Annotated in this window: 20 protein-coding genes; all 20 read left to right on the top strand. The window is 51.7% G+C overall.

Going from position 1 to position 23,370, the window contains the following annotated elements; genetic code table 11:
* The first annotated feature begins 104 nt into the window (after window positions 1–104).
* The 20 genes from MNU25_RS06105 (at window position 105) to MNU25_RS20435 (ending at window position 22,935) form a co-directional block, all read left to right on the top strand.
* Window positions 105–980, top strand: coding sequence for a branched-chain amino acid ABC transporter permease (locus MNU25_RS06105; protein WP_240984256.1), 876 nt, complete (start codon window positions 105–107; stop codon window positions 978–980).
* 12 nt (window positions 981–992) lie between these two features.
* On the top strand, window positions 993–1,955 hold the full coding sequence (locus MNU25_RS06110) for a branched-chain amino acid ABC transporter permease (protein WP_240984257.1): 963 nt from the start codon (window positions 993–995) through the stop codon (window positions 1,953–1,955).
* 15 nt (window positions 1,956–1,970) lie between these two features.
* A complete protein-coding gene (locus MNU25_RS06115; protein WP_240984258.1) occupies window positions 1,971–2,756 on the top strand; it encodes an ABC transporter ATP-binding protein in 786 nt (261 codons plus the stop codon).
* Window positions 2,757–2,770: 14 nt separating this feature from the next.
* Window positions 2,771–3,493 (top strand): ABC transporter ATP-binding protein, encoded by a 723-nt coding sequence (locus tag MNU25_RS06120; RefSeq protein WP_240984259.1) that lies wholly within the window; start codon window positions 2,771–2,773, stop codon window positions 3,491–3,493.
* A 231-nt stretch (window positions 3,494–3,724) separates the two neighbouring features.
* Entirely contained in the window at window positions 3,725–4,360 is a 636-nt protein-coding gene (locus MNU25_RS06125) for a cobalamin B12-binding domain-containing protein (protein WP_240984260.1), read from the top strand.
* 124 nt (window positions 4,361–4,484) lie between these two features.
* Window positions 4,485–5,966, top strand: a complete 1,482-nt coding sequence (locus tag MNU25_RS06130) for a trimethylamine methyltransferase family protein (RefSeq protein ID WP_240984261.1) — start codon at window positions 4,485–4,487, stop codon at window positions 5,964–5,966.
* Between the two features lie 280 nt (window positions 5,967–6,246).
* Window positions 6,247–6,882: a cobalamin B12-binding domain-containing protein gene (locus MNU25_RS06135; protein WP_240984262.1), complete on the top strand. Its 636-nt coding sequence runs from the start codon at window positions 6,247–6,249 to the stop codon at window positions 6,880–6,882.
* 27 nt (window positions 6,883–6,909) lie between these two features.
* Window positions 6,910–8,367, top strand: coding sequence for a trimethylamine methyltransferase family protein (locus MNU25_RS06140; RefSeq protein WP_240984263.1), 1,458 nt, complete (start codon window positions 6,910–6,912; stop codon window positions 8,365–8,367).
* A 33-nt stretch (window positions 8,368–8,400) separates the two neighbouring features.
* The gene (locus MNU25_RS06145) at window positions 8,401–10,365 is read left to right on the top strand and encodes a hydantoinase/oxoprolinase family protein (protein ID WP_240984264.1); all 1,965 of its coding nucleotides are present in this window, start codon (window positions 8,401–8,403) and stop codon (window positions 10,363–10,365) included.
* Window positions 10,366–10,375: 10 nt separating this feature from the next.
* Window positions 10,376–11,023, top strand: coding sequence for a DUF1638 domain-containing protein (locus tag MNU25_RS06150; protein ID WP_240984265.1), 648 nt, complete (start codon window positions 10,376–10,378; stop codon window positions 11,021–11,023).
* Between the two features lie 124 nt (window positions 11,024–11,147).
* Window positions 11,148–11,945: a methyltetrahydrofolate cobalamin methyltransferase gene (locus MNU25_RS06155; protein ID WP_240984266.1), complete on the top strand. Its 798-nt coding sequence runs from the start codon at window positions 11,148–11,150 to the stop codon at window positions 11,943–11,945.
* Between the two features lie 288 nt (window positions 11,946–12,233).
* Window positions 12,234–12,818 (top strand): GbsR/MarR family transcriptional regulator, encoded by a 585-nt coding sequence (locus MNU25_RS06160; RefSeq protein ID WP_240984267.1) that lies wholly within the window; start codon window positions 12,234–12,236, stop codon window positions 12,816–12,818.
* Window positions 12,819–12,993: 175 nt separating this feature from the next.
* A complete protein-coding gene (locus MNU25_RS06165; protein WP_277350664.1) occupies window positions 12,994–14,172 on the top strand; it encodes an iron-containing alcohol dehydrogenase in 1,179 nt (392 codons plus the stop codon).
* Between the two features lie 45 nt (window positions 14,173–14,217).
* Complete coding sequence (locus tag MNU25_RS06170; protein ID WP_240984269.1) at window positions 14,218–14,976, top strand: hypothetical protein; 759 nt, start codon at window positions 14,218–14,220, stop codon at window positions 14,974–14,976.
* A 40-nt stretch (window positions 14,977–15,016) separates the two neighbouring features.
* Window positions 15,017–16,648 (top strand): APC family permease, encoded by a 1,632-nt coding sequence (locus tag MNU25_RS06175; RefSeq protein WP_240984270.1) that lies wholly within the window; start codon window positions 15,017–15,019, stop codon window positions 16,646–16,648.
* 152 nt (window positions 16,649–16,800) lie between these two features.
* Window positions 16,801–18,267, top strand: a complete 1,467-nt coding sequence (locus MNU25_RS06180) for an aldehyde dehydrogenase family protein (RefSeq protein ID WP_240984271.1) — start codon at window positions 16,801–16,803, stop codon at window positions 18,265–18,267.
* Window positions 18,268–18,340: 73 nt separating this feature from the next.
* The gene (locus MNU25_RS06185) at window positions 18,341–19,279 is read left to right on the top strand and encodes a metallophosphoesterase family protein (RefSeq protein ID WP_240984272.1); all 939 of its coding nucleotides are present in this window, start codon (window positions 18,341–18,343) and stop codon (window positions 19,277–19,279) included.
* A gap of 28 nt (window positions 19,280–19,307) precedes the next feature.
* Window positions 19,308–20,720 carry a trimethylamine methyltransferase family protein gene (locus MNU25_RS06190; protein WP_240984273.1) on the top strand — a complete coding sequence of 471 codons (1,413 nt, stop codon included), beginning with the start codon at window positions 19,308–19,310 and terminating at the stop codon, window positions 20,718–20,720.
* Between the two features lie 20 nt (window positions 20,721–20,740).
* Window positions 20,741–22,540 carry an aldehyde ferredoxin oxidoreductase family protein gene (locus tag MNU25_RS06195; RefSeq protein ID WP_240984274.1) on the top strand — a complete coding sequence of 600 codons (1,800 nt, stop codon included), beginning with the start codon at window positions 20,741–20,743 and terminating at the stop codon, window positions 22,538–22,540.
* Window positions 22,537–22,935, top strand: coding sequence for a 4Fe-4S dicluster domain-containing protein (locus MNU25_RS20435; RefSeq protein WP_372503694.1), 399 nt, complete (start codon window positions 22,537–22,539; stop codon window positions 22,933–22,935). The genes MNU25_RS06195 and MNU25_RS20435 overlap by 4 nt, the downstream gene beginning before the upstream one ends.
* The last annotated feature ends 435 nt before the right edge of the window (window positions 22,936–23,370 follow it).

Below are 23,370 nucleotides of genomic sequence, written 5' to 3' on the forward strand. Positions count from 1 at the left end.
TGTGAGATCGGATAGTGTTTGGGGAAGTTCTTGGGCCGGACATGGGATTTTCCGTTTCCGGCCTAAACAAGTTTTAGCGCGGGGAGAGAAGGAGGCAAGGCACAATGATTTTGCAACAGTTGATTAACGGTATCATGCTGGGAAGTGTTTATGCACTCATCGCCTTAGGCTATACCATGGTTTATGGGGTTATGAAGTTCATCAATTTTGCCCATGGCGATGTTTATATGTGGGGTGCCTTTTTTGCTATGTTTCTGGCACACTTCCTTGGCGGGCAATTCTTACCAGTCCTGATCTTGACTATGATCCTGACGGGGATTCTGGGAGTGCTGGTGGAGCGCGTGGCCTATAAACCCCTGCGCCGGGCGCCCCGATTGGTTGTGACAACAAGTGCTCTGGGCATGTCGATTGTCCTCTCTAATTTAGCTCGCCTGTTGATCGGATCAGCAACTTATCCCATGCCGAAGGTCTTAGCCGTGCACGATTTTAAACTGGGGCCGTCTGCAGTTATCAACAATATTCAAATTCTGGTTTTAGTCACGGCAGTGGTTTTGATGGTTCTTCTGAATTGGTTCGTCAATCGCAGCCGTTATGGTAAAGCGATCCGGGCAGCATCGGAAGATCAGGAAACGGCGGGGCTGATGGGAGTCAATATGGACAACGTTGTCTCCGTGACCTTTTTCGTTGGGTCGTCCCTGGGGGGGGCAGCCGGTTTGCTGGTGGGCATGTATTATGATGCCGTTTACTCTACCATGGGCTACGCCGCCGGACTGAAAGCTTTTACGGCAGCCATTCTTGGCGGCATCGGCAGTATTCCCGGTGCGATGTTCGGAGGGCTTTTGCTGGGAATCGTGGAAAACTTCGCAGGAGCTTTTCTCTCCAATTATCGGGACGGTATCGCTTTCCTGGTTATGATTTTAGTGTTGCTTTTTAGACCGGGTGGGCTGTTTAATGCCAAGATCTATCAAAAACGCGTGTAAAGGGGGATAGAGATGAGCAAAAAGAGATTGACGCAATATGTATTGCTCGCCGTTCTCCTGGTTTTAGTTCCCCAGTTTGTGAGAAGTGATTATGCGTTGCATTTGATGATTATGGTGGCAATTTATGGCATTCTTGTTCTTGGCCTAGAGATTATCCTCGGGCAAACAGGTCTGTTTTCCCTCGGACACGCTGCTTTCTTCGGTATGGGTTCTTATACTTCAGCCCTTTTGGTTATGCGTTTGGGGATGCCAATATGGTTAGGGATAGTCTTGGCTGTTTTAGCCAGTGGTATACTGGGATTTCTTTTGGGTTTCCCGACTCTGCGTCTGCGGGGAGATTATTTAGCCATCGCCACCCTCGGCTTTGGGGAAATATTCGGGCTGATTCTGGTAAATTGGGACTCTTTGACACATGGTCCGATGGGAATACCCGGCATCACACGTCCGGAGATATTTGGGGTTGTATTTGACAAAAGAATGTACCTCTATTTGATTGTTCTGTTATTTATCCTCGCCTTGGCAGCCGCTTTCCGGATCAGCAACTCTTTTTTGGGGCGAACTTTTCGGGCCATTCGGGATGATGAAGATGCCGCCGAGTTTCTTGGGATTCATATTTCCAAGTATAAAATCCTTGCTTTTATTATCGGCGGCATGTTTGCCGGTCTTGCCGGAGGTTTTTATGCTCATTATGTTACGTTTATTAGTCCGGATAGTTTTACCTATGAAGATTCCGAGACCCTCTTGGCTATGGTGTTCCTGGGCGGAGCCGGAACCGTTATCGGCCCGGTCGTCGGGGCGGTTGTTCTGGTTCTTCTGCCTGAGCTCTTAAGCTTCATGGTTCAATGGCGCATGCTGGTCGTGGGGGTGATCATGGTGCTGGTGATGATTTTCCGCCCACAGGGTTTGATGGGCGGGGGAATGAAGTTTCTCAAGATAAAGAAGAAAGAAGTGGCCAGGATAGGAGAAAAGGAATAAAGGGGGTGGTGGTGCATGGCGATCTTGGAATTTGAGAGGGCATCTGTTCATTTTGGCGGTGTGCGTGCCGTAGATCACGTAAGTTCGGAAATTGAACAGGGGAAGATAACCAGCATTATTGGACCGAACGGAGCCGGAAAAACCACCCTATTCAATTTGATCACAGGTGCTTATAAATTGACGCAGGGGGACATTAGATTTAGGGGACAGTCTGTGGCTCGTTTATCCCCACATATGGTCCACAGCCTGGGTATTGCGCGCACCTTTCAAAACATCCGTTTGTTTTCCAGTATGACAGTGTTGGAAAACATTATGATCAGCACGCATTCCAAGTTAAAACCCAAGGTTCTGGGCATCTTCATTCCGGGTACCTTTAAACGTGTAGAGGAAAATATGAAAGGTATGGCGGAAAAGGTGCTTGTTCTATTGGACCTGTTGCCGAAAGCCGGTTACCACGCTTCAGCCTTATCCTATGGAGAACAACGGCGGGTGGAGATCGCCAGGGCCTTGGTCAGTGATCCCGAGATCGTCCTCCTCGATGAACCGTCGGCTGGGATGAATGTACGAGAAGCTAAGGAATTAATCAAGTTCATTTCTCAGATCAATAAGGACTTGGGCAAAACCGTTGTTGTGATCGAACACAATATGCGGGTGGTGCGGCATATTTCCGACAAAATTATCGTTCTTGACCATGGCTGCAAGATAGCGGACGGGGTATCAGAAGAAGTGCTGCGCAATCCAAAGGTAGTTGAGGCTTACTTGGGGCATAGTAGGCTGACCACATACGCGCATGTCAGGTGAAGGGGATTGGTGAAATGCTTAATGTCGAGAACATGGTTGTCAGTTACGGAAATATTAGGGCGGTACGCGAGGTTTCTCTGACGGTTGGCGACGGCGAGTTCGTCGTTTTGATAGGTAACAACGGGGCCGGAAAGACCTCGACTCTCAAGGCTATTTGTGGGGTGAATTCTCCCAGCGGCGGGACTGTGAACCTGAATGGAGAAAACATTACGGGAAAGCCCTCGCATAAGATAGCCGCCAAGAGAGTGGCTATGGTACCCGAAGGGAGGCGTGTTTTTGCCGGAATGACGGTTAGGGAGAACCTGGACATGGGTGCTTTTTTACGCCGGGACAAAAAGAGTATAGAGAATGACAGAGAAACGGTTTATGAACTTTTCCCTGTTCTGCGAGAGCGGTTTCGCCAGCCGGCCGGTACGCTGTCGGGAGGAGAACAGCAAATGCTGGCGATTGGGCGCGCCCTCATGGCCCAACCCCAATACCTGTTGCTGGATGAACCTTCTTTGGGTTTGGCTCCGATTATGGTGGAAAGTATCTTTGAAAAGATCGTCCAGATCAATCGCCAGGGCATTTCTCTGCTAATGGTCGAGCAAAATGCCTTTTTAGCTTTGTCAGTGGCTAACCGCGGCTATGTTATGGATTCGGGTGAGATTGTTTTGGCGGGGACGGCCGAAGAACTCTTGGAAAATGACATGGTCAAAAGAGTTTACTTGGGAATGGAGGAAGCGGAAGAATCTTAAAATGGGATAAATGATCCCAAACTGGGATGGAGTCAAATGAGGAAAGTCCGAAACCCTTACCACCTAGCCGTCACACAATCCTAAAATGGGATGTTTTTCAGAAGGGGCCAAGCACATTTTGCCCGAAAAGGTGGATTTCAACGAATCGTCCATAATGGCACGAATTTTGCAAATTTGTCAAGGCAGTGCTTCTAGTGAAGTCGACTTAGTCTTATACGAGGAGGCCGAGAGATGTCGAAGTATTTTGAAGATCTTGCTCAAAGTGTGATTGCCGGTCAACAGGAGCGGGTAAAGGAACTGACCCGGCAGGCTCTTGATGCGGGAACGGATCCGGTTGAGATTATTAACCAAGGATTGATTTCCGGGATGAATGTGGTCGGGGCCCGCTTTAAGGTGGGACAGATGTTTGTTCCGGAAGTTCTGATGTCTGCCCGGGCCATGAACGGGGGTATGGAACTGGTTAAGCCTTTGTTGGTGGGCCAGGAGTTGCCTTCAGCTGGCAAAGTGGTGCTGGGTACGGTTAAAGGGGACCTTCACGACATTGGCAAGAATCTGGTGGGCATGATGCTGGAGAGTGCGGGGTTTACGGTTGTCAATCTGGGGGTGGACGCGGGCCCGGAGAAATTCCTGCAGGCCATTAAGGAGCACAAGCCCGGTGTCATCGGCCTGTCGGCCCTACTGACGACAACCATGCTGTCCATGAAGGACACGATCGAAGTGTTGAAGGAGGAAGGTTTGAGAACCGAAGTCAAAGTTATCGTGGGTGGGGCCCCCATATCCCAGGATTTTGCCGAAGAAATCGGGGCGGACGGGTTTGCGCCCGATGCTGCCTCAGCTACAGATCTCTGCAAGAAACTGCTGGCCTGAAAAAACGCGGCCCGAAAAACGAATGACCAGAGAAAAGCTCAGACAGAAAATGGAATGACCAGAAGAAATGAACGGTCAAAGACCAATGGTCAGAGAAAACGAATAGGGAAGGAGAGAACGAATTTTGACGAAAAGTCAGTACGTACGGGCAAATTACCAAGTCAATGCCACTCCGCAATTTCATGTCTTAAGTGAACACCAATGTGAGAATATTTATTACGGCGCTCTTGAGGCTTTGGAACGAACCGGGGCGGAGGTACACAGCCGGACGGCTTTGGAGATTTTTCGGCAGGGAGGCTGCCGAGTAGACGGGAACAGGGTGCGTTTTCCCACTCGTTTGGTGGAACGCGCTGTAAGTAGCACGCCTTCGCGCGTGGTCATCTCGGACCGTCATGGCCACAGATCCATGTTCTTAGAAGGAAGTAATGTGTATTACGGGCCGGGGCCAACCAACACTTACACCTTGGATCCTTTTACAGGGGAAAGGCGGCGGCCGAAAAAGTCTGATACGGTTCGGGCGGGAATTGTCTGTGATGCCCTGCCCAATATAGCCTACGCCATGGATAATGGCACGCCTATGGATGTTACCCCCACTTTGGCGGACGTGCACGCCTTTCAGGCACTTCTGGAGAATACGGTGAAGCCCATTATCCATTGGGGCTTTGGGATTGAGCAATATCAGGACATCGTTGAGATGGCGGCGGCAGTGGCGGGTGGTTTGGCGGAACTCCAGCGGAATCCTTTTATTGTTCTTTATTCGGAATCCAGTCCGCCCCTGCGCCATTCAGAGGAGGCGATCGACAAGGCCATATTTGCCGCGAAAACGGACATTCCGGTAATCTACACTCCATGCACGTTTGCGGGTGGAGTGGCTCCGGCAACGATGGCCGGCAGCTTGGTTATTTCGGTAGCCGACTTCTTGGTTGGGCTCGTGGCCGGTCAGTTGGTGCGCGAGGGCGCTTCTTTCATCATGGGTGGATTGATTTCAACCATGGATATGTCGAGTTCCATCCTCTCCTACGGTGCCACGGAATTGAGTTTGCTTTCAGCAGGGCTGACCGATGTGGCGCGCCATATGAAAATCCCCATGTTCAGCACGGGAGGCTGCTCAGACTCCAAGGTTATCGACGTTCAGACGGGTATTGAAGCGGCGTTTTCCATCCTGATTGCCGGATTGAGCGGTGCCAGCATTGTGCATGACTGCAATTACATGGAGTATGGGGCAACAGGGTCCCTTGAGCTCATGGTAATGGACGACGAAATTATCGGCATGGTGAAAAGAATTCTGGAAGGCATTGAAGTGGACGACGAGCACTTGGCAGTGGATGTCATCGATGCGGTGGGACCGGGCGGCCACTTTCTTGGGGAAATGCACACGATGGCCCACTTCCGTGACTTTTGGGCCCCGACCCTGATCAACCGCCTCAGGTATGACGGCTGGAAAGCCGAGGGGTCAAAGACCATGGGGCAGCGGATCCGGGAAAAAACGCAAAACATTATCAACACGCACAAACCCGAAAAATTGCCCGACGAGGTCCTGCGGCAAATCCAAACCGTCGTGGACCGGGCGGAAGCGCGCGAAGCGGCCAAGAAGATTTCCAAATAACAGCCATAACGCTGACGCGGTGGAACGGTTTATTTTCAAAGTGGGTGGTTATGCCGCCGGCATAGTGGTCAAAGAGTGCGTCTGAAGAGGTCTTTGAGCGTGAGTTTAGTGCGCGCTTGTACAGTTTATGCCGGAGATCGAGACTCCGGGATGAAGTCCATCCCTACTGAAGTAGGGCATACAGGACCCACACCTATTTGTAGGGGTTTGCAGATGCCAAAGTCTCACGGTTGGATGTAAACACTTAAACTACGTATTCTTTGAGATAGGAGGTTGAGAGATGTCGAATTACTTTGAAGATCTTGCCCACAGCGTAATCGCCGGTCAGCAAGATCGCGTGAAGCAGCTGACTCAACAGGCTCTCGACGCGGGAACAGATCCGGTCGAGATTATTAACCAGGGGTTGATTTCAGGGATGAATGTTGTGGGGGCTCGTTTTAAGGTTGGGCAGATGTTTGTTCCGGAAGTCCTGATGTCGGCCCGGGCGATGAACGGGGGTATGGAACTCGTCAAGCCTTTGCTGGTGGGGCAGGAGTTGCCTTCGGCCGGCAAAGTGGTGCTGGGGACGGTTAAAGGAGACCTGCACGATATCGGCAAAAACCTGGTGGGCATGATGCTGGAGAGTGCGGGATTTACGGTTGTCAATCTGGGGGTGGATGCGGGGCCGCAGAAATTCCTGCAAGCCATTAAGGAGCACAAACCGGGCGTCATTGGAATGTCGGCACTGTTAACAACGACCATGCTCTCCATGAAAGACACGATCGAAGTGCTGAAAGAGGAGGGTTTAAGAAACAAAGTCAAAGTGATCGTTGGTGGGGCCCCCATATCCCAGGATTTTGCCGATGAGATCGGAGCGGACGGATTTGCGCCCGATGCAGCCTCGGCTACCGACCTCTGCAAGAAACTGCTGGCCTGAGAGACGAAGACGGAAAGGAGGAGGACAATGCCTGCCAAAAGTAATTATGTGGCTAACGCCACCCCCCTGTTTAGTATCCTGTCCCCGGCTCAATGTGAAGAAATCTTCCTAGCAGCCGAGGAGGTTCTCGAACGTACCGGCGTAACGGTCCATGATGAGGAGGCTCGCGATATTCTGAAAAAAGCAGGTTGTTGGCTTGACGGGATCCGGGTGCGCATTCCTTCGGCCGTGGTCAACCAGGCCTTGAATTCTGTGCCGAAAAGGGTAACCCTTTGCAATAGCCGCACCGGTTCCCGGGATGTGCTGTTGGAAGGAAACAACGCTTACTTTGGCACGGGGTCTGACACCCCTTTTACCATTGATCCGTATACGGGCCGGCGCCGGCGTTCGACCAAGCAGTCCGTGGGTTGGGCCTGCAAAGTAATTGATGCCTTGCCCAACTTGGACTTTGTCATGTCCCTGGGAATCGTGCAGGATGTTCCCCTGCTCATATCGGACCGCCACCAATTTGAGGCTCAGGTTCTCAACACAAGCAAACCGATTGTGACGACCGCCCATGACATCTATGGTTTCGCTGACATTATTGAGATGTGCGAGATCATTGCCGGAGGAGAGGAAGAGTTGCGGCGCAATCCTTTTATGACGCTTTATGCCGAGCCGATCTCTCCCCTGCAGCATGCCTGGGAGGCGGCGTCCAAGTTGGTGCTGGCCGCCCGGAAAGGGCTTCCGGTTGTCTATACGCCTTGTGTTATGGCGGGTGGGACGGTTCCGGCGACGATGGCTGGGGTGCTCACCAATGGCCTGGCCGAGTCCCTCAGCGGATTGGTGATTAACCAAGCGACCAGAGAAGGTTCCCCGTTTATTATGGGCGGCGTCTTTACCATTATGGATATGTCGAGTACAATTTTCAGTTATGGCTCTCCGGAGTTTAATCTATTGATGTCGGCATTGGCGGATATGGCTCATTACCTGAAGCTGCCGATGTTTGGCACAGCCGGGTGCAGCGATGCCTGTGTCGTCGACGAACAGGCAGGCATTGAAGCCGCCCTGTCGATCGCCATGACAGCCTTGTCCGGACCTAATCTAAATCACGATGTAGGCTATATTGAATACGGATCGACATCCTCCCTGGAGTATCTTACGATCAATAACGACGTGATCGGCATGGCCCGTCGTCTCGTGCGTGGCATCAAGGTCAATGACGAGACGTTGGCGCTGGATCTGATTGACAAGGTGGGTCCGGGGGGACATTTCTTAGCCGAGGATCACACGATGAAATACTTCAAGACAGAGACGTATTATCCGGAACTGATTAACCGGCAGCGGTATGATGCCTGGAAGGAAAACGGGAGCAAGACCCTGTTCCAGCGTGCCAATGAAAAAGTCAAAGACATCATCGAGAATTATCAGCCCGAGCCGTTGCCCCAAGACGTTCAGAAAAGGATCCGAGCCATCGTCGAACGGGCGGAACAAAAAGTCCATTAAGTTTAGGATGGGTGGGGAATGGAGTGACTGACAATGCCTTTGGTGTTGGGAATTGACACAGGCGGAACGTTTACGGACGGTGTGCTGCTCGACGTCAACACTAAAGAGGTTAAGAGAAAGGCCAAGGCATTCACGACGCGCGAAGATTTATCCATTGGCATCCGCAACTGTATTGACAATATCCGCGATTTGGATCCTCGCCAGGTTCATCTCGTTTCTCTTTCCACCACCCTGGCTACGAATGCCATTGTAGAAGGACGGGGTTGCCGGGTCGGGCTGATCCTCATCGGACATGAGCCAACGGGCGACCTCCCCGCCCAACGGACTTTCGTAGTCGCGGGCGGGCATGACATTAAAGGTGCGCCGGTTGCGGAACTTGACCTCGAAGCTGTTCGCCGGGCCGTGGTGGACATGCGGGGGCAGGTCGATACCGTAGCTATTTCCGGTTATCTGAGCATTCGCAATCCTGAACATGAACAGAGCGTTGGCCGAATGGTCCGGGAGCTATGGGATGTGCCGGTCATTTGTGCGCACCAGCTCACAACCACTTTGGGCTTTCATGAGAGGACGGTAACCGCCTGTTTGAATGCCAGGCTGTTGCCGATTATCGCCGAACTCCTGATAGCGGTCAAAGAGGTCCTGAAAGAGAAAGGCATACGGGCTCCTCTCATGGTCGTGAAAGGGGACGGGTCCTTAATGAGCGAGGAGATAACGCGGGAAAAGCCCATAGAGACCTTATTGTCGGGGCCGGCGGCCAGTATAGTGGGGGCAACCTTTTTGACCGGAAGTGAATCCGCCTTGGCTTTGGATATGGGCGGTACGACCACAGATATTGCGATTCTGGAAAGAGGCCGCCCCCGCATGAACAGGGAAGGAGCCACGGTGGGCGGATGGAAAACCCGGGCTGAGGCGGCGGAAATCAGCACGTTCGGTCTGGGTGGAGACAGTTATGTACAAGTATCCCCTGACCGGAAGCTGACTATTGGCCCTAAAAGGGTTTGGCCCCTGGCGGTCGTCGCGCAGAGGTTTCCTCATTTGGTTGAAGAGCTGGCCCGATCTGACCCCGATAGGAGTATCATCGACGCTCAACCGGCTGATTGTTGGATGCTGCTTAAGAAACCGGCTGGAAAAGATAGGTGGAGTAATTCGGAACGGCAAGTTGTAGAGGCCCTGGAGGACGGTGCCCACAACATTTTCACCCTGGCGGAGCGATTGGGGCGGGACCCAAATTTGTTGCCGCTGAAAGGATTGGAACAGGCCCAGGTGTTGGGGAGAATTTCCTTTACCCCTACGGATCTGCTGCACGGTCTGGGGATTTTCACCAACTATAATGTGGCGGCGGCTACCGGGGGCGCACGGATTCTTGCCCGCCGCCTGCGCCTGGATACGGATCGCTTTGCTGAAAGGGTTTGGCGAGAAATCGAAGCCGGCCTGTGCCTGAACGTCCTGCAAAGTTTGGCTGATCGGGAGGGTTTGCAGGCCAAATTGGGAAGCGAACCGGGTGCTGCGTTCGTCTTGAGTTCCATGCTGGCCGGGAAAGACAGTTACGGGTTCAAAACGGAGGTCCACTTGGGATACCCGATTGTGGCTCTGGGTGCGCCTGTCTCCGCTTACCTGCCGCCTGTCGGCAAGATTCTGCACACTCAGGTGTTAATTCCGCCTCATGCCGAGGTCGCCAATGCCGTTGGGGCCGCCTCCGGTCAGGTGGTGGAGACACTCCGCGTCCTGATCAAGCCCAACAGCGGAGGAGGTTTTGTGGTGCATGCGCCTTGGGGACGGGAAGCTTTTTTAAACTTGTCAGAGGCCGAAAGTTATGCCCTGGAAACGGCTGAAGCGGTTGCTTTGCAAAATGCCAAACGGGCGGGGGCTGTTAATCCCGAAGTTTTGGTCGAAAAACAGGAGGTGGTGAGTCATACGGCCGGAGCGAATGACGATGTCGTGTTTCTCGAAATGCGCATTATGGCTACGGCTGTTGGGCATCCCCGTTGGGAGGAGTGAAAGTGAAAACATGAAAGGGAAAGTCCTGGCGTGTCAGACTATGGCGGACGAAGTTCAAAAGGTCCTCCCGCCCGATCTAGATCTGGAACTGCTGCCATATGCCTTGCATCGTGTGCCGCAGCGGCTGCAGTCCGAACTTCAGAAACGCATTGATGCCGATACCGACCATGATACTCTGCTCTTTGGTTACGGCCTGTGTTCCTATGGTGTGGTCAATCTCTGCTCTGAACGCCACACTCTGGTCATTCCGAGGGTGCATGACTGCATTAGTCTCCTGATGGGTGCACGCGAAATTTACGACCGCGAGTTCGCGAAACATCCGGCCACGATATATTTGAGTAAAGGCTGGATCGATCAGGGGGCCGAACCTTTGGCCGAGTTTAAGAATTATGCTGAAACGTATGGCAACGAGGATGCGCAATGGATGATTGATACGCAATACAAGCATTATCAGCGGGTCGTTTTGATCGATACCGGGGTCGGCTGCCGAGAGGAACTTGCGCTGTACACAAGAAGCGTAGCACGGTTTCTCAACGTTGCTTATGATGAGCATCCTGGTTCCGTGAGACTTTTGACCAAACTCTTCCGGGGGGACTGGGATCGGGAATTTGTGGTCATACCCCCCGGCAGGATGGTTATGCAACGCAGTTTTCTTTGACATTCCTCCACCCCCGAAGAGGTGGGGTTCCCGGCAGAGGATAAGGTCTTCAGCGGCTGCCAGGGGAACTAGATTAAATAATTTGTCTGAACGTCCCTTGTTCCCGTTGAGAGGAGGTTAGTACATGTTGATAATCGGCGAACTAATCAACACCAGTCGGAAAGCTATTAGGCCCGCCGTCGAGCGGAAGGATACGGCCTTTATCCAAGACTTGGCCCAAAGACAGGTGGAGGCAGGCGCACATTACGTCGATGTGAATTGCGGCACTTTGGTGCATGATGAGGTCCAGACGATGGAATGGCTCGTGGATACGGTTCAGGAAGCGGTGTCTCAGCCTCTTTGTATCGACACGCCTCGGGCGGAAGCGATGGAAGCCGGGCTGGCCGGGGTCAAAAACGGCCAACCGATGGTAAACTCTATCACCGCCGAGAAGGAGCGCTATGCAAGAATTCTGCCTCTGGTTCTAAAATACAAGGCGAAAGTTGTGGCTTTGTGCATGGATGACAAAGGTGTGCCGGCTTCAGCGGAAGAGCGTATCACCATTATTCGCCGTCTGGTGACGGATCTGACGGCGGACGGCGTCCCGGAGGATGATATCTACCTGGATCCCCTGATTACGCCTATCAGCACCGGGGATCACTATGGTCAGGCAGTTCTGGAGACCGTCCGTTTTATCCGGAGGGAATATCCACGGGTTCACGCCGTCTGTGGCTTGAGCAACATTTCCTACGGGTTGCCCAACCGTAAGATTTTGAACCGGGCGTTCATGATTCAGACCATGGCGGCAGGTATGGATGCCTACATTCTTGATCCATTGGACAAAGCGATGATGGGTTTCGTCTATGCCTCCCAGGCGCTTTTGGGCCAGGATAGTTACTGTGGGCAGTATCTAAGTGCCCACAGAAGCGGACTTTTCGAGTAATTTCATCCGGACGAAAGTCGGAGGATTGACTGAAGCACAGCTAGTCCGGTTAGTCGGCCCTGGCAAAGGGTTTTGCCGGTAAAACTCTGCCTGAGGTTCGGTCCAGGCGTAACGCGACGTGTGTAGACCCGATTTTAAGCCTTATTCGTTGGAAGAGATAAAACGGCATTTCACCATGAAAATCAGACTGTTGGGCGCTGATGTCTGTTCAGCTGGGGCGGCCGTGTTATAATTAAAATTGTAGACGGTGTACAGAAAAAACTGAATAAACTATATGGATGAAATAAGGTGAAGAATCTGGATGATACACATGTTGCTAAGAGAAACCCGGAGACAGAAGATATCGAAGAGATGCGTGAACTTGTGATCGAGGCGATGTCCCAGACCATGTCTTTGTACGGGTTCAATGCCACGGTCGGGCGCCTTTGCGGGATCTTGTTTTTTGCCAAGGAGCCTATGAGTCTGGACGACATGAGTCAGGCCATGGGCATGAGTAAAACAAGTGTCTGCACAACCATCAAGACCCTGGTGGGTGCTAAGGCGGCAAAACAGGTGTGGCTGCGCGGAACCCGCAAGGACATGTATGTGGCGGAGAAGAACTTTTTTCAGTATTTCAGCGATTTCTTTTGCAATAACTTACGAACGGAGGTTGCCCTTAATTTTGCCGTTCTCGATAAGGTATTGCCGTTGTATGAAAAAATCTTGGCCGGTGAAAGTCGTTCGCCAACGAGAGCAGAGGCTGAGGAGGATTTCAGCAAATTATTAGAGGTTAAGCGATATTACACCTGGCTGGATTCTTTCGTCAAACAATATTTGGAGGACCTGAAAATACTTCAGCTTCCCAATCCTGCCGAGTCCCCGGACGAACCATGACCACGCTCACAGATGAAGTGTAAACCGTGCTCGAACTAAAAACGAAATAAAATCTGCCGGGTGGATTCGGGATGAGATGGGTGAAGGATAGGATGAACATTTTGAGAGCATGGTGTCTTTTGTGATCCCAAGATTCACAGACTAGGTCAAATAATGTAAAGGGGTGCTGAAAAGAATGCGTTTGGAAAGAGCTTTTAAAGTCAAAACCTTCGAAATGCCAACTGCTATCAAACATGGTTTGGGTGCACTCGGACAACTGGCAGATGAACTTGCGCTGCTTGGAGTCAAGAAACCGTTACTTGTCACAGACCAGGGAGTAGTTAAGGCAGGGTTACTGGGAAAGATGGTTGATGTTTTGGACAGCAACCATTCCCGATACGCCGTTTTTGACCAGGTTAAATCGGATCCGCCCGTTGAGCTGGTGGGACAAGGAACAGAAATCTATCGCAGCAAGGGCTGTGACGGCTTGATTGCTATGGGCGGAGGCAGCCCCATGGATACGGCCAAAGCCATTGGGGTGGAAGTGGCCCACGGAGGGAGCATCTTAGACTACGAAGCGGCGGACGGGAAACTGCCGTTGACCAAGCGCATTCCTCCTTTGATTGCCATACCGACGACGGCGGGCACGGGCAGCGAAGTGAGCCAGTGGGCGGTCATCACGGATCCGAAGCGGCAGTTTAAGTTTAACGTGGGTGGTCCGCTGATTGCGGCACACGTCGCTTTGATTGATCCCATGCTCCATGTCTCACTGCCGGCAAACGTGACGGCCGCGACTGGAATGGACGCCTTGTGTCACGCCATTGAATGCTATACTTCGCACTATGCCCAGTCCCCTACGGATGCCGTGGCTTTGCTGGCCGTTGATTACGCGGCCCGGTACCTGCGGCGGGCCTACGCCTACGGCAACGACTTGGAGGCGCGTTATGGCATGGCGATGTCGGCCATGCTGGCAGGCATTTCTTACGGCAGTGAGAGCGCGGGTGCGGTTCACGCCATGGCCCAAACGCTGGGTGGTATCGTTTCTATTCCTCATGGGGTCGCGGTGGGCGCTTTGTTGGCTCCGGTTATGGAATACAATTGGATGGGTTGGCCGGATAAATATAAGAGAATTGCTCAGATGATGGGGGTCGATACGAACGGAATGGATGAGAGGGGGGCAGCTTTGTCCGCCGTGAAGGCTGTGGCAGACCTCGCTCAAGACGTCGGGATTCCTTCTTTGAGGGACTATGGGATTACGGAGCAAGACATCCCCCGCTTAGCTAAGGAAGCAGCGCATGACCCTCAAACCGTAGAAAATACGCGGGACATAGATGAACGGGGATACGAGGCCATTTACCGCAAAGCGTTGACCTAACCGGCGAGCGCTGTGGTCGACGGAATACACGAAGGAGGGGCCCGAATGAATAAGGAAGAGGGGATCAAGACCGACATCATGGAGGAGGCTGAGCGCGTTTGGAGGGCCGCCGACAACTTCGGTATTCTGTTGCGGTTGATTGGCGGGTTGGCTGTGCGGGTGCACTCTGAGTCATCGTTGTTGCCGGCTCTGGCAAGAAACTATAAAGACCTTGATTTTGCCACGCAAGCGGGGAACGTTCCCCGCCTAACCAATTTGCTAAAAGAACTGGGCTATGTGCCGGATAAAGCCTTCAACGCCCTGAATATGGGAAGGAGGCAGCTGTTTTACGAAACAGAAAGCAACAGGCAGCTGGATCTTTTTGTGGACACTTTTGAGATGTGCCATACGATACCCTTGCATGACCGATTGAAGGTGGAAAAGATGACGATCCCCCTGGCTGAACTCTTTTTATCGAAAATCCAAATTATCCAGCTTAATGAAAAGGACGTGAAGGACCTGTTTGCCTTGCTGCTGGATCATAAGATTGCCGCCGGAGATAAGGAGGTGATTAACAGGGATATTATCGCAGAGAGGACGGCCAAGGACTGGGGGTTTTTTCACACGATCGAGTTGAATTTGGCCAAACTGCGCCTTTTGATCAATAACTATGAGCTTGGGGAAAAGGATGGGGAGAAAATACTGCTGGCTATTGAGGCAATTTTGGAGGTCATGAACCGCAGCAAAAAGGGTCTTAATTGGCAGATGCGAAGTAAGATTGGCGAAAAACTAATGTGGTATAAGCTCCCGGAAGAGGTGGGTTAATCAGATATTGTTAAATTAGATATTAGGGAGGGTTAGACCAATGGCAAACGACGTAAACGTTAATTTGTTTGCCCGGCAGGCCACGGGCTTGGTCAGGCATTGGTCGGTTTTCGACGCCTTTATTTACTCGTTTTTCTCCATCAATCTAATTACCCTGGGATTTTACATCTTTTCTTCTGCTCCCAATGTTCCGAATGGACAGTTGATCCCTGCCCTGGTTGTCAGCGCGCTGTTTATTCTGTTTGAAGTCGGCGTTTACGCCATGATGATTTCAGTGATGCCCAGGGCCGGAGGAGATTACGTCTGGCAGAGTCGCATTTTGGGCGGAGGTTTAGGCTTTGTCTTAGCCATGACCGGATGGGTATTGATCCTGTGGATGTGGATACCGGTGTATGGCTCTTTGCTTTCCTACGACGTCCTGACCCCGATTTTGGCGATACTCAGTTCAATCGGAAACAGCGCGGGTTTGGCCGCTGCCGCGGTGTGGTTCACGAGTCAGACCGGGCTTTTCCTATCCTCGTTGCTTGTCATTCTGTTCGCCTTTGTTGTGATTGGTATTGGCATGAAATGGTATGCCAGAATCCAAAAGATATCGTTTTTTGTGGGGGTTCTGGGGCTTTTTACAGTATTTGTCATGCTGGCCGCCAGCACCCCAGCGCATTTTGCCGCGGAATTTAACCGATTCAGTCAGACCGTATTTGGAGTCAAAGACAGCAATACTTATCAGAGTATCATAGCGCTGGCAGCCAAGGGGGGATATAAAGCTCTGCCTTTTGGACATATGCCGCTTATGGCCAGCCTTCCGCTAATTCCTTTGCTGCTTTTCTTTAATCTCTGGCCAAACTGGGGCTCCACTTTATATGGTGAGGTTCGTGGAGCGAGCGAATTCCGTAAGAATTTCTGGGGGATGGCGGCCGCCGTCATCATTACAACCGTTTTGGCGATTGTTCTCGTCGCCCTTTTAGCGAAAGGCATCGGTTGGGATTTTTACAACACGGCGAATTTTGCCTTTTGGAGTGGTAAATCCCCCTTGCCGGTTTTTCCGTTCCTCAGCTTGTATGTTTCGTTTTTGACCCAAAATCCCTTGCTTCAGCTTTGGTTGGTTCTGTCCATGAGCGCTTGGTTTTTTGGTTGGGCCGGTACCGTTTTCCTGTCTTCAACCCGGGTTCTCTTTGCGGCTGCTTTCGACCGGGTGCTGCCCGACTGGATCGCGGAAGTGTCACCAAAGCATGGCACTCCCTTCCGGGCACTTCTGGTCATGGTGGTTCCCTCAGTCGTGCTGAGCGCTTTGTATGCCTATTCGCCGACCTTTGCCAAGATGACTCTTGATACAACGGTGGTAATTGCCATCACCTATCTGGGGACGACAATTGCCGCCATGAGGCTGCCTGTCAAGGATCCCGAACTCTTCCGCGCCTCTCCTATTGCCAAGTACAAAATTGGCAATATTCCGGTGATAACAATCATTTCCGTCGTCTTCGGCTTGTTCTTATTGTGGAACATTTATATGTGGCTGGCTAAAGCGGTGTATGGTGTGAATGATCCGTTGTCCGCAGTCTTCATGTTGCTCCTTTACGTAATTGCCCTCGTCTATTTTCTCATATCGAAGAATTACCGAAAAAAACAGGGTATTGATCTTTCTTTGGTGCAAAAAACCATTCCTATTGAATGAGCTCTTAGGTTCTGTAACAAAGGATTCCAAGGGGTAGTGACCCGTGGTGAGCCAAAGGAGCGCCGGGAGCGGGGCGTGAAAAAAAGAGAAGAGAACGAGAAGAACAAGAGAAGAGAAAGCGAAGGAGACTACGAAAGGAGTTATGGAGCAAGTTGGAAGTTAAGAAAATGTGGATCGGCGGCGAATGGATGCTGTCCGAATCCGGGACAACCCGAGATCTAATCAACCCGGCGAATGAAGAGGTCTACGCCCGGGTTGCGGAGGGCGACGTTGCAGACACCCGGAAAGCGATTGCTGCGGCCAGAGAAGCTTTTGACCATGGACCCTGGCCGAACATGCAGGTTACAGAACGGGCGGCAAAGTTGGCGAAAATTGCCGATCTGATTGAAAAGGACGGAGAGGATCTGGCTGTTCTGGAGACCACCGGCACCGGAAAAGGTCTGCGCGAAAGCCGCTTTGACGTAGCGGATGTTGTCTCAGCCTTCCGTTACTTTGCCGGACTTGCCGATAAACCCGGCGGGCAAACCTTCGATGTCCCCGCACCGGCCATGAGCATGGTCTTGCGTGAGCCGCTGGGAGTCTGCGGACAGATTGTTCCCTGGAACTATCCCATGCTGCAAATCTCCTGGAAACTTGCGCCTGCCTTGGCAGCGGGAAACACATGTGTTGTTAAGCCGAGTGAACTGACCCCTTTGAGCACCATCAGAATGATGGAGCTGATTGAGGAGGTGGGATTTCCTCCCGGCGTCATAAATCTGGTTTTGGGTCCGGGACCGACGGTCGGTAATGAGCTGGCAGCCAGTCAAGAGGTTGACTTTATTTCCTTCACCGGAGGACCGATTGCAGGTCGCAGCATTATGCAGGCGGCTGCTTCCAACTTTAAGAGGGTCGCTCTGGAATTGGGAGGTAAATCACCCAATATTATCTTCGCTGATGTCGACCTGGATCTTGCCGTTGACTATGCACTGTTCGGTATTTTTGTTCATGCCGGACAGGTTTGCTCAGCCGGTTCCCGTCTGCTGGTGGAGGAATCCATTCACGATGAATTGGTAAGTCATCTTGTTGAGCGGGCTCAGAAAATTAGGTTGGGCAACGGAATGGATCCCGAGAGTGAAATGGGACCGTTGATTTCGGCGCCTCATCGGGAAAGAGTTGAAAATTATATCCGCATTGGGATCGAGGAAGGGGCAAAATTGGTCTGTGGCGGAAAACGCCCGGCGGGTTTGACCAGGGGCTATTTTCTGGAGCCGACCGTTTTTACCGATACTCATCCACAGATGAGAATTGTCCAGGAAGAGATCTTTGGCCCTGTGTTGGTGACCCAGAAATTCAGTTCGGAAGAAGAAGCGGTAAAGTTGGCTAATGCTACAAAGTATGGCCTGGCGGGGGCTGTTTGGACGAATGATGTGACCCGGGCTCATAGAGTTGCGCGTCAATTGCGCGACGGTATCGTCTGGATCAACAATTATCATCCGTATTATGTGGAAGGACCCTGGGGTGGCTACAAACAAAGCGGTTTTGGGCGGGAGCTGGGAACTTTCGGCTTGGATGAATACACTCAAATTAAACAATTAGTCATCAATCTAGATGTTGCCCCCGTACGTTGGTTTAAGAATTGAGAGGGAACTCTAAGGTGTGTTGCCGGCTGCAAAGGGACCCGTATCGCCGTCAATCGGTGTTTGGAGGGTAATGATGACAAGATTATTCTTTGCGACAGATGTTCATGGTTCCGAAAAATGCTGGAAAAAGTTCATTTCAGCCGGGAAATTTTATAAAGCGGAAATCCTTATTTTAGGAGGGGATATGACCGGTAAGGCTATTGTGCCTGTGCTGGAAACTAAGGAGGGATTCAAGACGACTTTTCTGGAACAGGATTACACGATGCACAGCAGTGAGGAAACGGCACAAATGGAGGAGTTGATCCGCAACCGGGGCTACTACCCGATTCGGATGGACTCAGACAGAATAGCGGAACTGGAAGCCAATCCTGAAAACGTCAATAAGTTATTTGTCGACGTTGCCAAGTCCACTGTGGAAAAATGGATGGACTATGCTGAGGACAAACTAAATAATTCCGGGATCAAGTGCTACGTCTGCCCGGGTAATGACGACATGTTTGAAATAGATGAGGTCATCCGTAAAAGCGGAGCCGTGGAATTGACAGAGGGCAAAGTGGTCAGGCTAAGCCAGTATCATGAGATGATCAGCACAGGCTGGTCCAATCCCACCCCTTGGAACACTCATCGGGAATGCTCTGAAGATGAGCTGAAGCGGAAACTTGATCGGATGGCGGAGCAGGTGGAAAACCTAAGTCAATGTGTTTTTAATTTTCATTGCCCGCCTTATAATTCCGGGCTGGATGAAGCTCCGGAACTAGATAAAGATCTGCGTCCGAGGTACGCAGGGCGGTCTTTGATCCCGGTCGGAAGCCTGGCCGTAAAAGAGACGATCGAGACTTACAGGCCGCTGTTGGGATTATTCGGACATATCCACGAAGGAAAAGGGGTTAAGAAATTAAAAAAGTCAACCTGTATTAACCCTGGTAGTTCCTATGAACAGGGAGTTCTCATGGGGGCCTTAGTAGAACTGGACAAGAAGGGGGTCCGGAGTTACCTCTTAACTTCCGGTTGATTTGGAGTGAACGGAGGGAGGGTTGGGTTTGGCAGCGCCGAGTCTGAGTGTTCTAAACGCGAAAGAAATTGAACAGATAAAAGACGCCAGCATGGATATCTTGCAACACACCGGCGTCAAGATGGATTATGCTTCGGCCAGGGATGTTCTGCGGGCGCGAGGAGCCAAGGTTGAGGGAGAGATTGTCTTTTTCCCACCCCGGCTGGTGCAGGAAGCCGTTATGTCAGCGCCGCGCGGGTTCAGGCTGTATGCCCGTAATCCGGCCAAGAACGTGAGCATCGGCGACGGGAATCCGGTATTTGTGCCGGGTTATGGCGCACCTTTTATCACTTCTGTAGATGGGGCTAAGCGCAAGGCTGTGTATGAGGATTTTGTCCAATTGGTCCGTTTGGCGGGGGCCAGTTCCAATATGGATATTACCGGCGGCGTTTTGGTCGAGCCCAATGATATTCCCGAGAAGCACAGGCATCAACAGATGCTCTATGCCTGCCTGGCTAATTCAGACAAACCGTTTATGGGCAGTGCGACCGGGGCTGAGCACGCCCGGGATTCTTTGGCTATGGCGGCGACTCTGTTTGAAGATGATGGCGACAGGCCCTCCCAGCCTGTGATGATCACCTTGATCAATTCTCTCTCGCCCTTGATGTATGACGCCAGGATGGCAGGGGCTTTGATGGAATATGCCGCGGCTGGTCAGCCCCTGATCATTGCATCCCTGGGCATGGCCGGGTCGACCATGCCGGCGACTCTGGCATCTGTCTTGTCCGTGCAAAATGCGGAGGTTTTGGCCGGGATCACCTTGGCTCAGGTTGTGCGCGAGGGGACGCCGGTTGTCTATGGGTCAGCTTCGTCAATCACGGAGATGCGTTACGGTTCGTTGAGCATTGGAGCGCCGGAGGGTGCCTGGATTATTGCGGCGGCGGCACAAATCGCTCACTCCTACGGGTTGCCTTGCCGGGCCGGGGGGTCTCTGACCGACAGCAAATTGCCCGACGCCCAAGCGGCGTCGGAGAGCATGATGAATATGCTGACTGCCGGTTTGGCCGGAGTGGATGTGATCCTTCACGCGGCAGGCATCCTGGAATCCTATGTATCCATGTCCTTGGAGAAGTTTGTCCTTGATGATGAGGCTTGCAGCGCCGTTAAACGAATCTTACGAGGGGGCGATGTAAATAAGGATACTTTGGCAGTAGGGTTAATCCACGATATCGGGCCGGGTGGAGAGTTTCTCTCAGCGGAACATACGTATGGGCATTTTCGTTCGGAGTTTTGGCAATCACCTTTGGCAGAGCGGGGCAGTTATGATCAATGGAGGCTGGAAGGAACCCGCACGGCATTGGTTAGGGCCCAAATACGTTTGCAACAAATATTGGAAAGTTACCAGGCACCGCCCTTGCCTAAGAAGGTGGAAAAGCGCCTGCGCGAGAGTGCCGCTAGGTAAAGTTACGAGGAGGTAACTGCATGAAGGGCTACAGCGGGAAAATTATAAGGGTGGATTTGGGCACACGCGAAGTGCGGATCGAAGAACCGCTCCGCCTGTGGTACGAAAAATACTTAGGCGGGAAGGGATTGGGCTATCGCTATCTTTTACAGGACGTTGACGCGAAGGTCGATCCTCTAGGACCGGACAACGAGATCATATTCATGAACGGTCCGTTTGCCGGCACGATTGTTCCCACGTCTTCACGCCTGGCGGTTTTGACGAAATCCCCTGCGACCGGAACGATCCTGGTAAGCCTGGTCGGCGGGGGGGTTGCCGCGGAGCTGAAGTATGCCGGATATGATGGAATCATCATTTGTGGTCGGGCCGCGAGCCCTGTCTATTTGTACGTCTCCAATCACAAGGTTGCCATTGAAAAGGCCGATGCTCTGTGGGGAAAGGGAATCCACGAAACGGAAGGCTGGCTGCGAGAGAAATATAAACCAGAAGTCAAGTCTTTGACGATTGGTCCGGGAGGAGAAAACGAAGTTCTTTATGCCTGTATTACAGTCGATTCTTATCATCAGGCCGGTCGCGGAGGGGCAGGGGCGGTGATGGGCAGCAAAAACCTGAAAGCCATCGTTGTGCAGGGTTCGACAGGGGTGCAGATCGGTAGTGATATGAAAAGTTTTTTGGACTATATCCTGGATATACGCAAGCGTGACGTTTTAACGGAAGCACACCTTTGGACCGATCTGACCGGAACTCCCGGCACGGTGGATGCCTCACAAGAAATTGGCGTTTTACCGACCCGGAATTATCAGGACGGCCAGTACGAAAAAGTGGCCGGAATTAACAGTGATGCAGTCAAAATGAAGTTGAAGAGAACAAGAGCCTGTGCCACCTGTCCTTTGGGATGCGGCCGGTTTACACAAGCCAAGGATGGGAGTTTGGTCGAAGGGCCGGAGTACGAGACCCTTGGTTTAGCCGGGTCGAACTGTGATGTCGACGATATGGACACATTGATCCGCTTCAACAAGTTGTGCGATGATTTAGGGCTGGACACCATCTCCACCGGTGGAGTACTGGCTTTTGCCATGGAAGCGACAGAAAAAGGGATTTATGATTTTGGGATCCGTTTTGGCGAAGGCGAAAAAATGCTGGACTATGTAAAAAGAATCGCCGGGCGCCAGGATGTGGGAAACCTTTTGGCCGCTGGGGTCAAGCGGGCGGCAGCCGCCGTGGGTGGGCAAGACATTGCCATGGAAGTGAAAGGACTGGAATTCCCGGCGTTTGATCCCCGGGGGAGTTATGGCATGGCTTTGGCTTATGCCACTTCGGACCGGGGAGCATGCCATCAGCGGGCTTTTGCCATTGAAGAGGACGCTTTTGGCTCGATGGATCCTTTTACTTTTGTCAATAAAGCGGAGGTCGTAAAGCGGCAGCAGGATTACAACAGTGCTAAAGATTCATTGATCATCTGCGATTTCTGGCGTCCGTCTCCCGAAACCTTGGCGGAAATTTACACCAAAGTCACCGGTTGGCCCATGACGGCAAAAGAGTTGAAAATCTGTGGCGAGCGAATATGGAACATGGGGCAAATGTTTAACCAGGGTGCGGGATTCAGTAGGAAAGACGACTATCTGCCTCCAAGGGTTTTACATGATCCACTTTTAAATGGGCCGGCTGCTCATAAGACATTTAAGGTTGATGAATTCACCGCAAGTTTGTCTGAATTATACGGGATGCGCGGCTGGGATGAAAGTGGAAAAGTACAAACAGAAAAGCTCAAGCAACTGGGGATGGATGATGGGATAGCAGGGGGGGAATCTGAACTATGAAACTTATCTTGGATTCCTCGCGCTGCACCGGTTGCAAGAGTTGTGAGTTGGCATGTGCCGGTTTTCATGCCAATGCATTCGATCCGGGGAGATCCAGGATTCGAATTGTCAATGATCCTTACCAGGGAGAGAGTCTAATCAATGTTTGCCGAAATTGTCCGGATCATCCCTGTGTAAGCACTTGTCAGTTTGACGCCTGTACTTATAATGAAAGGACTGGCTTTGTAGAGGTTCACGATGAAGTCTGCACACGTTGCAATGCCTGTGTTGCTGCTTGTTCTTATGATGCCGTTTTTCTTGATCCGATGACAGAACTGCCACTGATTTGTGACGGTTGTTCAGGAATACCGCGATGTGTGCCATTTTGCTATAAGGAGGCGATCCGGCTGGAGTAGACGCATGAGAAAATCCGCTTAAAAGGAAAAAGTGGTTTTTCGCCATTGAAACCTGGCTATTCATCACCTACGTCTTCTCCGGAGAGATGATGGTGCTATAATGATATTTGTACGCCACGTACAGAAGAAACTGAATGAACATTCTTTAGTTCACTACGGACAGTCAAAGACTTTACAACCTGATAGTTAAGGCCGGAGTTTTAGAGACAGCCGCAAGCCCATCTGTATGGTTTACCAGACAGAAGTGTTTTGCGGTTGTTTTTTTGGGGAGGGGTGATTTTACGCTCCGCGTATTTTGAGGAAGGCGCGGGATTTGTTGTTTAACCAAAGATGAAAGGAAGATGAGACCATGTTGGATGTTAAAAGGATGTGGATCAACGGGGAATCGATACCGGCGTAATCGGTAAAAATTCGTGATCTTTCAATCCTGCGAAA

This window comes from Acididesulfobacillus acetoxydans (assembly GCF_902729405.1).
GTDB classification, from domain to species: Bacteria; Bacillota; Desulfitobacteriia; order Desulfitobacteriales; family Desulfitobacteriaceae; genus Acididesulfobacillus; species Acididesulfobacillus acetoxydans.